Genomic DNA, 12,216 nt, shown 5'->3' on the forward strand with positions numbered 1-12,216 from the left:
CACTTCATCAATTTTCTAAAAATGGTGTTATATTCATTGCGTTGTCATATATGAATAAATACAGTCTACTACTTTTCCTGGTTGCGACCCCGGCTATACTGCAGGCCCAGCTCAAGGACAAGGCCGATACCACGGCCACTATATCCGCGCCCAGAGGATTCTTCGATAATATCATGTATTATCTGAGGCATACCAACGTAGAAAAAAAGAAGAAAAAGGTAGACCTCAGCTTTATCGGCGGCCCGGTGTATACACCGGAAACCAGCGTTGGCATCGCAGTAATGATGGCGGCACAATACAAAACAGATAAAAAAGATTCCCTGCTCCCCGTTTCCAATGCAGCTATTTACGCATCCACTGCGCTGACTGGGTTCTATGGAATCGGGATCAGTAATACCACCATTTTCCCGCACGATCGTTTCCGGCTTGCCCTGAAAGCATCCTTCAGCTCCCGCCCCAATAAGTACTGGGGCATTGGATATGAAGCAGGTAACAACAAAGATAATTACACTGAATTTGTACAACTCACCGAAAAAATGCTGGCCGATTTTGCTGTCAATTTAAACGGCAAATTGTTCGTGGGACTTTGTGCACAGATTCATAATGTACAATCCAGGAAGATAGATACTGCCGGGGGCAAACCCCTGATGCAGCCCGAAAAAATACTGGGCATAGGCGCTGGTCCCTTCATTGTATATGATACCCGCGACTTTATCCCCAATGCCTACAAAGGCATATATGTACGCCTGGGCTATCGCGTCTTTCCTTCTTTCTTTGGAAATAAGGCGGTTTTTTCGCAATATGACGTGCAATTCGACTGGTACAAAAAATTATGGAAAGGTGCCGTGCTGGCTACTGATCTGTATGGAGAAGAACGCGCCGGCGAAGTCCCCTGGAGTTTAATGGCGGAAGCCGGTGGCTCCAATCGTTTGAGGGGTTACTATGAAGGCCGCTTCCGTGACAAAAGCTACCTTGCCGGACAGATAGAACTACGCCAAAAGATCTACAACCGCAGTGGTATGGTAGCCTGGATAGGTGGCGGCAACGTATTTCACGAATTCAAGGAACTGGCACTCGATCAATCCCTTATCAGCTACGGCATCGGCTACCGCTGGGAATTTAAAAAACGCGTTAATATCCGCCTGGATTATGGTAGGGGCAAGGATCAATCAGGATTCTATTTCGGTATTAATGAGGTATTTTAAACATTACTTCTCCCCTCCTTTATTTCCTTCCATCTGTTTAATAATATTATTTACCTCCGCTTCGGTGGCGCGTAATTTCTGCTGACAGAATTCTATGAGAATAGCTGCCCGCTTTACCTTTTCGGCTAACAGATCTACGGAAACAGCTTCATTTTCTATTTCCTCCGCTATTTCCTGCAGTTCATTATAGGCAGTTTCATATGTCAGTTCCTGGCTCATGTGTAATATTTTTTGCTGTAATAGTAGCCTCCAGCGATGCATCGTGCAATACCACTTTGATATGGCTGCCCGGCTGAAGAGAAGTGGCATTACTGATGATCTGACCATCCTGGTAAACCATGGCAAATCCCCGTTTCAGGATATTGGCTGGACTCATCAGTTTAAATAAAGCTTCGTAATGACTAACCTGCCCACGTTTACTTTGTACGTACATCCGGCTGAAAGAACGAAAGTTAGCCACTATATTGTCCAGGTCATTGAGACGATTGGATACCATGATCCTTGGCCGCTGCAGCACTGCATTAGACGCGCCTATCAGCTCCCGGTGCCGGTGCAGCAGTATAGCGGACGAATGCTGCAGCACTACATTTTTGCAGCCATGCAGGTCTTCTTTATGATTCGCCAGCAAAGTTCTGCTTTGATTAATGATGGTGCTGTTCAGGGATGACAGTGCCTGGAAATGACTGGAAAACAGTTGCTGAGAGCGGATCAGGATGTTCTGTTGCATAGAGATCACCGCTTCTTCAAAATTCCTGTTATGCGCAATGATTAACTCTGCGGCCTTGGTAGGCGTTTTGGTAGCCGTATGCGCCATCATATCCGTGATGGTTTCATTCTTCTGGTGGCCAATACCAGTAATCACCGGAATGGGAAATTTAGCCACTGCCCTACCCAATATAAAAGTATCGAAAATAAGAAAGTCCGTTTGCGCACCGCCACCGCGTATGATTACCACCGCATCATACGGCACCTGGCTGTTATAAATATCTATCAGCCGTTGTTGTACCAGTTCCGCTTTTGTTTCGCCCTGCACAACGGTGAAGTAGTTGTCAATTTTAAAGGTATAGCCGAAATGGTTATGCTCCAGGGTATGCCTGAAATCCTGGTGGCCGGCGGAATTGCCGGAAGTAATCACTGCCAGCCGCTGTATTACAGACCGGAGAGGCAACTGGTTATTACGTGTAATATAGCGATCGCCCACTTTACGGACAAAATCCGCACATTCTGTGGTGAGCCGTAGCAGGGTTTGTTGCTTCTGCTGTTCCAGCAGTCCCACCGTGAAGCTGGTATCTATATCCAGCAGGGCGATCTGCAGGCCGTGTACCTGGTGATAGCTCACCGATACCCGGATCAATACGTGGATATCATTTTTAAACTGTTGTCCCGTTACAATCTCAAATTCTTTTATCCTCACAGCACCGTTGCCCCAGGCTACCGCAGATACTTTGGCCACGATGCCTCCCGCATTTTCATCTTTCTCTACCAGGTCAAAATAATGATAGCCTTTTTGCTGGTAGAAGGAATGATTGGTGACGTCAGCCACCACCCAGTAGGTTTGCTCAGCAAACACGCTGTGAAGCGCCTGCTGAATCTTGCTGGTGAGTGCGGAGAGCTTTATAGATGGAGATTCGTTCATTACTACCGGTAAAGATAAGTAAAACGTTTATTTCCTATGCGGAACGGAATATACCGGGAATCTAAAAAATGTATATTATATTGCTGCCAGTTGAACAATAAAAAAGGTCGCCGAACAACCAAATCCATAACAAACACTTAATAACAGACTTATTCCGTTTTATATATTTTTGCGCCATGAGAGAAAATGAGCAGATAAAATCGCTTTTTCAAAGGGTCTGCTATGATGATAGTATTCAGGCGTACAATGAACTATACATCGCGTTATGCACCCGGCTTATCCATTTTTCTGCATCCATTGTTTCCTCATTTCATCTGGCAGAAGAAATTGTGTCTGATGTATTTCTTTCATTATGGCAAAAGCGTAATGATTTACTGCATGTACATAACCCGGTAGTATACCTGTATGTAAGCACCAAAAATCTTTCTCTCAATACTCTCCAGCAGCAGAAAAGACACCAGCATCATTCGCTGGATGACTTAAACACCGATATGCTGTCCATTGCGCCGGAAGCAGAAAGCGGGATGGTATCTGCCGAAGTATCACAAAAAATAGAAAGAGCGATTCGTAGTCTGCCGGCCCGTTGCCAGCTGATATTCCGTTTAATCAAACAAGACCGTCTCAGCTACCGCGAAGTAGCGGAACTACTGAATATTTCCACTAAAACAGTGGACGCCCAATTGACGATCGCCGTCAAAAAAATATCCCAGGCCATCCGTTTTGACCTGTCGGATGAAACCGCCCAAACTTATCTCCGGCTGGATTCTTAACTTTTTTTAATTTTCTTTAGGGAACTTTCATGTGTTTATTTGTCCTTCTTATAGTAGCAAGGACAAATGTTACTATTCACCAAAAAAATGAGGTCCTCATTTGTCCTTAACTGAAACTATGGATCAGGAAAAATTGTACACGTTACTGGCCCGCGAACTGGCCGGCATACTTACGGAAGACGAAGCAGCTACCTTACAGCAGTTGCTGCAGCAGTATCCCGATGCCAGTTATATCCGGGAAGTATTTGCACAGAACTGGACACCCGCCGGCAAGCAATACAGCGGGCAACAGGTGCAACAGATGCTGGAAAAGCATCATTTGCGCATGCAGTCATTACCAGCTACTACCCCAGTGGAAGTACCGGTACAACGCTCCATGTGGAAACTTTACAGCGGCATTGCCGCCGGCATCCTCGTGATGCTCGCTATGGGCGGGTACTGGTGGTATGCTTCTTCCAAAACAAAAATACCTGCACCACTGGCACAAATGGTAACAGAAAAACGGATGCGCTCACAGGTGTTGTTGCCTGATGGCTCCCGGGTATGGCTGAATGCAGGCAGTAAACTGGACTATCCAAAACAATTTGCCGCACATGCACCCAGAGAAGTGACCCTGGAAGGAGAAGCTTTTTTTGTCATCACCGCAGATGCAGAAAGACCTTTCCGGGTACATACCAAAACCTTTCATATCCGGGTATTGGGTACCTCTTTTAATGTAAGGGCGTATCCACAGGAAGACAGTGCCGTTACTTCCCTGGTACAGGGGGCAGTAGAAGTGGTGCTTGAAAATGCTGATAACCAGGTAGTGTCACTCAAACCAAATGAAAAACTCACCGTGCCGGTGCAGATAGCCGCTCCTGTGGTAAATAATACCCTGACTGCACCCACACCGATAGTCATATATAAGAGTAAACTCAGCCCCGTACAGGACAGTATCCTTACGGAAACGGCCTGGGTTCAGAATAAACTGGCCTTTAAACACCTGCAATTGGAAAAAGTAGCCGCTATGCTGGAAGAATGGTATGGCGTTGAAATTGATTTTAAGGACAATAGTAAAAAACAACTTTATTTCAGCGGCGTATTTGAAACAGAAAGCCTTGAACAGGTACTGAACGCGCTGGAGACCACCTTATCGTTCACCTGGCATAAAGATGCTGTCGGTAAAATATGGATTCAGTAAAAGGTATGTTCACGAAATTATTGCTGACACACAAAACAACACAGTAAACAAACAGTAAACGAATCGTCTTAACACGTAAGCTTTAACCGAAAAAAAAACGGGAAATGTTCGCACCATTCCCCGTGTAAATATCGGTTAACAGCATTGTATTGGGTAAACTTTCCATCAACAATTAATTAACCAACAAAACAAATGTATGAAAAAAAGTACAGTGGACAATTGGCTTCCGCCTAAGCGGAAGTTGTATAAACTGTTGATTTTTATGAAGCTTTCTATGCTGCTGATCACCGTTGCCTGTTTACACGTAAGTGCAAAGGTGCATTCTCAATCCACCATCACCGTGAAGCTCAACCAGGTACAGCTGGAGAAAGCGCTCACATTACTGGAAAAAAACAGCCATTACAGGTTTGTTTACAATGATGACAACCTCCCGTCGAATCACAAAATATCGTTGGATGTGAAAGACTGGAGCATAGATATGGTATTGGATAAAATACTGGACAATACATCGTTGCATTTCAGGAAAATGTCCGACAACCTGATCGTAATTGCGCCCGCATCCGTGGTTAGCAAGGATAATGTGGTAAAAGGACACGTGGTAAACCCTACCGGTGAAGTGTTACCGGGTGTAAGCGTGCGTTTAAAGAATACCAGCATTGGAACTGTTACTAATGATAAAGGTGACTTTGAATTAAAAGTGCCTGAAAATGCCATACTCGTGGTGACCTACGTGGGCTTTGACCAGCAGGAAGTATCGCTCAACGGCCGGGAAACCCTCACCATTACCATGGAGCCATCCAGGAATTCTATGGAAGAAGTGATTGTGGTAGGTTATGGTACCCAGAAGAAAATAAATGTGACCGGTGCGATAGACCAGATTTCCGGAAAACAGCTGGCTGCAAGACCTATCGCCAACGTGATGCAGGGGTTGCAGGGCCTGAGCCCAGGGCTGAACATCAGTTACTCCGGTGGCCGCCCCGGACAGGTTCCCAATATTAATATCCGCGGTATCGCCACTATTGCAAGCTCCAACGGGATGGTAGCACCGTTGATTATTATAGATGGTATCACCGCCTCCACGGATGATATGATGCGACTCAATCCAACAGACATTGCGTCTATCTCCGTTTTGCGCGATGCCGCCTCGGCAGCCATCTACGGTGCCAGGGCTTCTTTCGGCGTGATCCTGATTACCACCAAACAGGGTGCAACCGGAGGCAAACAATCTGTGAGCTACAGCAACTACTTTGCGATGGCCCGCCGGACAACAATGCCGGAACCGGTAACAGATCCTTATATTTATTCCCGCGTACTCGAAACAGCTACCAATAATACGCCCTGGGATTATGTCAATTTCTCTGATGAATATTATAAATGGGCCAAAGAAAGATCTGACAATCCTTCCCTGCCTGATACCCGGATTGATCCAAGCGACCCTACAAAATGGGCGTATATGGGTAGTAATAACTGGAATAATTACTTCTTCAGCCGAAATAATTTCTCCCAGAATCACAGTATCACGCTGAGCGGTAGCGGAGAAACAGCTAAGAAAGTACCGATCAGTTATCTGCTGTCTGCCGATTACACCAAAGAAAACGGTTTAAATAAACTGGCAAAAGATGATTGGGGACGTACAGGCATGCGCGCCAAAATTAATGTTAAACCGGTCAGCTGGCTACAGATAGACAATAACCTGAGCGTCTATCAAACAAAAGCCGATGCCCCTTCCTATAATATTACAGATGTATATTACCTGCAACCCACACAGGTGGCAGTAAACCCTGACGGTACCTGGGCTAATACCGGAGCTGGCCGCCTGGCTGCCCAGCTGGTTGATGGCGGACGCAATACCACCACCCGTTTCGGATTTCAGGATGTGATCAGAGGGGTAGCTTCCTTCCTCAACAACGACCTGCAGATTACTGGTGATGCAAGTTTCAAAAGGGAATTATGGAAATACCACGTAGATCAGAACTATTATAAAATTGGTTATGGCCCCAAAGACATCCGTCAGGAAGGTGGCAGTGCTGTAACCGAAAACAACGCTTACATCAGGCAGGATGTTTTTGACTTCTACACCAATTACCATAAAGCCATCGCAAAAAATCACACCATTACCTTGTTGGCTGGGTTTACCCAGGAAAGCTTTGAAGCACAGACAATCAATGCCAATAAAAAAGATATCATATCTCCGGCGCTGCCCTATTTGTCGCTTACAAGCGGTGTCGCCTCCGTGAGTGGTAACTATGATTCCTATGCTATCAGAAGTCTTTTCGGGAGAATTAATTACACTTTCAAGGATCGTTATATCATTGAAGCTAACGGCCGGTATGATGCCTCGTCCCGCTTTCCACCAACCAACCGGGTGGGGTTATTCCCTTCTGTATCTGCCGCCTGGGTAGCCAGTGAGGAAAAGTTCATTAAATCAGTTCCCGCGATATCAGTCCTTAAATTCAGAGGCTCTTATGGCAGTTTAGGTAACCAGAATGTTTCCAACTTCGGGTATCAATTTAATCTACCGACTGGCAAGTCTCCTTACCTGATAGACGGTAATATCAATCAAACGGTGGTCACCGGAGCCCCTGCCCTGAAAGTGGATCCATCTACCTACACCTGGGAAATGGTAACTACCACCAACGTGGGTACAGATTTCGGTATCCTGGACAACAAATTCCAGGGATCATTTGACTACTTTGTACGTAATACAACCGGCATGCTCGCTCCTGGTCAGGAATTACCCGGGGTATTAGGCTCCGCTGCACCTCAGAAAAATGCGGCAGACTTATCTACCCGTGGATGGGAACTGATGCTGGCTTATCGCACTAATTTCAATGTAGCTTCCAAGCCACTGAACTTTGGATTGAAGGTTACCTTATCTGACGATAAAACTAAAATCACCCGCTATAAGAATGACCAAAGATTATTCAGCAGCAAATTCTACGAAGGTCAAACCATGGGTGAAATATGGGGTTTAACCAGCGACGGTTATTTCAAGAATAAAGACGACGTAAAAAAGCTGGATGAATCTGGCATCGTCCCATGGGGTGCTCTGGAAGTAGTAGAAGGATGGCCTAAATACAAAGACCTTGATGGAAATGGTAAAATAGAGCAGGGTATTTCTGCCAAAGATCCAAAAGACCTGAAAGTAATAGGTAACACGAGCCCCCATTACCGTTATGGTATTAACCTGGATATGAACTGGAACGGTTTCGACCTCTCGGTGTTTATGCAGGGCATCGCTAAGATGGATTACTATCCGCACCATTACCTCTTCTGGGGGCCGATGCAGCAACCTTATGCGAATGTTTATCCATGGAACCTGGATTTCTACCGCGCTACCGCAGATAACGAAGCAACCCGCGCACAACACAGCGCATCTTATATCAAGGCAGGACTGGCTGATGCCAACACCAACTCGTACTACCCGGTCATGCAGGCATGGCTGGCAGATAACAATAACGGCAAAGGACTGGATATTCCTCAAACCAAATACATGCTGAATGCAGCTTACCTGCGTATCAAAAATTTGACAATCGGCTATACCTTACCGGCATCACTTACCAAACGTTATCATATTAATCGTTTACGTGTATATGCCTCCGGAGAAAATATCTTTGAGTTTTCTTCCATCAAGAAATACGTAGATCCCGAAGCCATTATAGATGGCTATGGATGGGCTTATCCTTACCAACGCAAATATGCAATAGGATTAAATCTTGATCTGTAATACCGGATACTTTAAACATTACAACATGAAAAAACTTACCAGTTATATTATTCTTGGAACACTGTTTTTAAGTGCTTCCTGTAAAAAAGATTTTCTGAACCGGTATCCGCAGGATCAAATAGCGACTGAGCTGTTTTTCAAATCGGAAACAGATCTATCACTGTATATGAACGGACAACTCAACCTGGCGAGTACCTGGCAGTATCTGGGCGACCAAAGCAGTGATAACGCAGCATCTACCGCCTTGCTGGAATTAAAAAACATGATGACCGGCAATCCCAGCTCCCAAACCATTACCAGTGGCTGGGACTGGGGCACCCTCCGCAATCTCAATTTCTTCCTCGACAATTATAGTGGGGCCGATGTCACCCAGGAAGTAAAAGATCATTATGCTGGTCTGGCCAAATACTACCGGGCCATGTTTTATTTCGGTAAAATCAGCCGCTTCTCCGATGTTCCATGGTATGGTAAAACCCTGCTGCCGGAAAATCCGGACCTGTATAAAGGCCGTGATCCACGCACCCTGGTAGTAGATAGTATCATGGCCGATCTGTCGTTTGCCGCTCAGCATGTGCGCGAAAAGGTACCTTCCGGCACTCCGAACTTATGGGCTGTAAAGATGCTATATGCACGCATCGCCCTTTATGAGGGAACTTTTCGTAAATATCATCCGGAATTAAATCTTCAGGCCACTGCCGCCCGTTTCCTGGATACTGCGCGCATACAAGCGCAGGCTATTATGAGCTCCGGCAAATTTAGCATCTATAACACCGGCAATCCCTCAAGCGACTATGCTACTGTATTTGCCAGTCAGGACCTGCTAAGAGTCAACGAAGTCATATTAGCCAATCCTTACGACTATGTAAAAGGTAACAACAGTAATATTAACGGCTATCTGTTCGGTGATTATGAACAGTCTCCGTCACGGGACCTGGTGCAGACTTACCTGATGAAAGATGGCTCGCGTTTTACAGACATCCCTGGTTACGATAAATTCCAGTTTACACAGGAGTTTCAAAACAGAGATCCCCGTATGGCCCAAACACTGGCCGCACCCGGATTTATCCGAGCAGGTGATAAAACACCTTATATTCAGCGATTGAATAAAAACTTTACCGGGTATCACCAGGTGAAAGGCTATTTCAATACCACAGATAATGCCATTTCCGGCAGCATGGACTTCCCGGTATATCGTTATGCCGAAGCCCTGCTCGTTTATGCAGAAGCCAAAGCTGAACAGGGAATCCTTACACAGGGCGATCTGGACCAATCTGTTAACCTGTTGCGTGCCCGCGCCGGTATACCTGCCATGAATCTCGCTACCAGCAATGCTGCTCCTGACCCTGTGCAGGCGGCTAAGTTTCCCGACGTGAGTGGTATAATGAAGGGCGTGATCCTGGAAATACGTCGTGAAAGACGAGTAGAATTTGCCATGGAAGGCTACCGCTACGATGACCTGATGAGGTGGCACGCCGGAAAAACCATGGAAAAAATACCAGAGGGCATGTACTTCCCCGGACTGGGCAAATTTGATATGACTGGTGATGGACTGGAAGATATTATCCTGATTGATAAAAGCGCGGATATCCCCTCAGAAGATAAAAAAGAGAAAAACTCCCTGGGCGTTCCTCTCATCTATTACAAAGCAGGTAATATAGGAGATGACGTAACAGTATACCTGAAAAATGGCACAGCTGGCGGAAACATAGTAACAGAAACGACTAAACGCACTTTCCAGGAACCTAAATATTACTATCGCCCGATACCGTATACACAGGTGGCACTGAATCCAAACCTGAAACAAATATTTGACTGGCAATAAACAATTTATGAATAGAAGAGACATTCTGAAACACACAGGGCTGATGGCAGCCGGTACCCTACTGGGACCGGCCGCCTTAAAAGCCGCCACCAATAATAACGGCAAACGTAAGCCGGTATTAACGGTAGCGCATATAACGGATGTGCATATACGCGAAGACCTTGATGCGCCCGCACGATTCAAAAAATGCCTGGAACATGTTAAAGGCAAACAGGTAGACTTCTTCCTCAACGGTGGCGATTCCATCTTTGACGCCTCTTACGATAATGTAAAAAGAGAAAGGGTCACACAGCTCTGGCAGATCTGGGACGATTGTATCAGCAGCTTAAAAGCTTTCGAAATTTTCAGCTGCATCGGCAACCACGATATCTGGTGGAAAGCCCCCTCCAAAGAGGACGCCATGTATGGGAAAGACTATGTGGTAAAACGTTTAAAAATACCTCATCGCTATTATAGTTTCACCCGTAAAGGCTGGCACTTTATTATCCTGGATGGCAACAACGATAAGGTATCCCTCGATGAAGAACAGTATCAGTGGCTGGAAAAAGACCTGGAACAAGTTCCTGCAGGCACGCCTACCCTGGTGATGTCGCATTACCCGATACTAGGCGTTACGCCCATACTGGTAGGCGGTGGTCATGCCGATCATCAACGTCTGAAATCATTGTTTTTCAAACACCGCGACAAAGTAAAAGTATGCCTGAGTGGTCATAATCACCTCGCGGACAATGCTGTTTATAATGGCGTAAGGTATTGCTGCAATGGTGCTATGAGCGGATTTTGGTGGGGTAAGGGAGATAAGGAATCTGCAGGTGAAGGCTATTATCTTGAAACACCTCCAGGTTATGCTATCCTGAAATTATATGCAGATGGCGAAGTCGAAAATGAATATATAGCACATACAGAATAAATGGATGTTAGCCCCAAAAACAAGCAACAGCGCATGAATAATGCGCTGTTGTTGTATATATAGAAACCCCCTTGTGAATTCCAGTATCTACGGAAACCTCGTCAGTTCAGTCGCATCAAATACCCATTCCGGCGTGAGCAGTTTACCCGAAAAACCAGCCGTGTACCACGGTGATGCTGCACCCGGATTTTTCAACACATGAATATTCTGTGCAGGCATATAACTCTGTGCCAGCAGGAAAACCCGCTCTCCCCCCGCATTCTCTGCCACATCCATCACCATTACTGCATGACCAGGTGCACCGCCCCTGATAAACACATCTCCGGGGAGTAATTTGCGTGTATCCTTTACCGGTATTAACTCCTTACTGAGCGACATGGTACCGGCCCAGGAAAAAACCGTTTCCAGGTATTGTGTAAAACAAGCCTGTCCACTGGAAGGGGCAGCCTGTCTTACTTTCCGGAGGTGGTTATCTTTAAGCACGAACCGATCTCCTTTCATCCAGTCGCTATAATTCATCTTCGTTCCATCGGTCGCGTTAAAACTGATTTTCCCGAAAGATTTTTGGGCATATAAATATTCCGCGTATAAACGCATGACTGCATCGGCGCATTGCTGAAGGTCTTTGTTACCCACAGAAATATCCAGCACAGCATATTGCGCCTGCTGATTGCCTTTTAACTGGCCATTGTAGAGATATACTTTGTTATCCTGCTTCAGCAACATAGTGCGTAGCCAGGCGCCAAAAGTACCCGCTGATTGCGGCAGGCGCTTGTAGCCCGCAGGAAGGGGGATGTCGGCAACTGACTTCGTAGCTGCGCTGGCGTGGTTAGCTTCCGTTGTTTTGCCCATACATTCATTCCCCTGCATCGGTTTATTGATAAAAATGGCAAACAGGAACAACCAAATGGGCGTTGACGAAGTCAGGGCGATTGTCATACAATGAATTTTATGGAAGATGCAGGA

Annotated in this window: 9 protein-coding genes; 6 read left to right on the top strand and 3 right to left on the bottom strand. The window is 45.9% G+C overall.

Annotation, left to right across the window (positions count from 1 at the left end; genetic code table 11):
• Positions 1-50: 50 nt before the first annotated feature.
• Positions 51-1,205: a BamA/TamA family outer membrane protein gene (locus tag AC1DCV_RS16785; protein ID WP_477024213.1), complete on the top strand. Its 1,155-nt coding sequence runs from the start codon at positions 51-53 to the stop codon at positions 1,203-1,205.
• 3 nt (positions 1,206-1,208) lie between these two features.
• Here the strand turns inward: AC1DCV_RS16785 and xseB are convergent, their stop codons facing one another.
• Together xseB and xseA are read right to left on the bottom strand one after the other, a co-directional pair.
• Positions 1,209-1,424 (bottom strand): exodeoxyribonuclease VII small subunit, encoded by a 216-nt coding sequence (xseB, locus tag AC1DCV_RS16790; RefSeq protein ID WP_133810914.1) that lies wholly within the window; start codon positions 1,422-1,424, stop codon positions 1,209-1,211.
• Complete coding sequence (gene xseA / locus AC1DCV_RS16795; RefSeq protein ID WP_477024214.1) at positions 1,402-2,841, bottom strand: exodeoxyribonuclease VII large subunit; 1,440 nt, start codon at positions 2,839-2,841, stop codon at positions 1,402-1,404. Before xseA ends, xseB begins: the two co-directional genes overlap by 23 nt.
• A 176-nt stretch (positions 2,842-3,017) precedes the next feature.
• Between xseA and AC1DCV_RS16800 the strand changes: the two genes are divergently transcribed.
• The 5 genes from AC1DCV_RS16800 to AC1DCV_RS16820 all read left to right on the top strand — a co-directional run bounded on the left by AC1DCV_RS16800 (position 3,018) and on the right by AC1DCV_RS16820 (position 11,250).
• Positions 3,018-3,611, top strand: coding sequence for an RNA polymerase sigma-70 factor (locus AC1DCV_RS16800; RefSeq protein ID WP_477024215.1), 594 nt, complete (start codon positions 3,018-3,020; stop codon positions 3,609-3,611).
• Between the two features lie 118 nt (positions 3,612-3,729).
• Positions 3,730-4,791, top strand: a complete 1,062-nt coding sequence (locus AC1DCV_RS16805) for a FecR family protein (RefSeq protein WP_477024216.1) — start codon at positions 3,730-3,732, stop codon at positions 4,789-4,791.
• A 196-nt stretch (positions 4,792-4,987) separates the two neighbouring features.
• Positions 4,988-8,518, top strand: a complete 3,531-nt coding sequence (locus AC1DCV_RS16810; protein ID WP_477024217.1) for a SusC/RagA family TonB-linked outer membrane protein — start codon at positions 4,988-4,990, stop codon at positions 8,516-8,518.
• A 25-nt stretch (positions 8,519-8,543) separates the two neighbouring features.
• The gene (locus AC1DCV_RS16815) at positions 8,544-10,340 is read left to right on the top strand and encodes a RagB/SusD family nutrient uptake outer membrane protein (protein WP_477024218.1); all 1,797 of its coding nucleotides are present in this window, start codon (positions 8,544-8,546) and stop codon (positions 10,338-10,340) included.
• Positions 10,341-10,347: 7 nt separating this feature from the next.
• Positions 10,348-11,250: a metallophosphoesterase family protein gene (locus tag AC1DCV_RS16820; RefSeq protein WP_477024219.1), complete on the top strand. Its 903-nt coding sequence runs from the start codon at positions 10,348-10,350 to the stop codon at positions 11,248-11,250.
• Positions 11,251-11,337: 87 nt separating this feature from the next.
• On the opposite strand, the gene AC1DCV_RS16825 is transcribed toward AC1DCV_RS16820, so the two are convergent.
• A complete protein-coding gene (locus AC1DCV_RS16825; RefSeq protein ID WP_477024220.1) occupies positions 11,338-12,189 on the bottom strand; it encodes a DUF4846 domain-containing protein in 852 nt (283 codons plus the stop codon).
• Positions 12,190-12,216 lie beyond the last annotated feature (27 nt).

This window comes from Chitinophaga sp. 10T418 (genome assembly GCF_056394125.1).

Bases quoted from the DNA above. Each gene is read 5' to 3' on its own strand.
- AC1DCV_RS16785 (WP_477024213.1), top strand. From the start codon at position 51: ATGAATAAATACAGTCTACTACTTTTCCTGGTTGCGACCCCGGCTATA.
- xseB (WP_133810914.1), bottom strand. From the start codon at position 1,424: ATGAGCCAGGAACTGACATATGAAACTGCCTATAATGAACTGCAGGAA.
- xseA (WP_477024214.1), bottom strand. From the start codon at position 2,841: ATGAACGAATCTCCATCTATAAAGCTCTCCGCACTCACCAGCAAGATT.
- AC1DCV_RS16800 (WP_477024215.1), top strand. From the start codon at position 3,018: ATGAGAGAAAATGAGCAGATAAAATCGCTTTTTCAAAGGGTCTGCTAT.
- AC1DCV_RS16805 (WP_477024216.1), top strand. From the start codon at position 3,730: ATGGATCAGGAAAAATTGTACACGTTACTGGCCCGCGAACTGGCCGGC.
- AC1DCV_RS16810 (WP_477024217.1), top strand. From the start codon at position 4,988: ATGAAAAAAAGTACAGTGGACAATTGGCTTCCGCCTAAGCGGAAGTTG.
- AC1DCV_RS16815 (WP_477024218.1), top strand. From the start codon at position 8,544: ATGAAAAAACTTACCAGTTATATTATTCTTGGAACACTGTTTTTAAGT.
- AC1DCV_RS16820 (WP_477024219.1), top strand. From the start codon at position 10,348: ATGAATAGAAGAGACATTCTGAAACACACAGGGCTGATGGCAGCCGGT.
- AC1DCV_RS16825 (WP_477024220.1), bottom strand. From the start codon at position 12,189: ATGACAATCGCCCTGACTTCGTCAACGCCCATTTGGTTGTTCCTGTTT.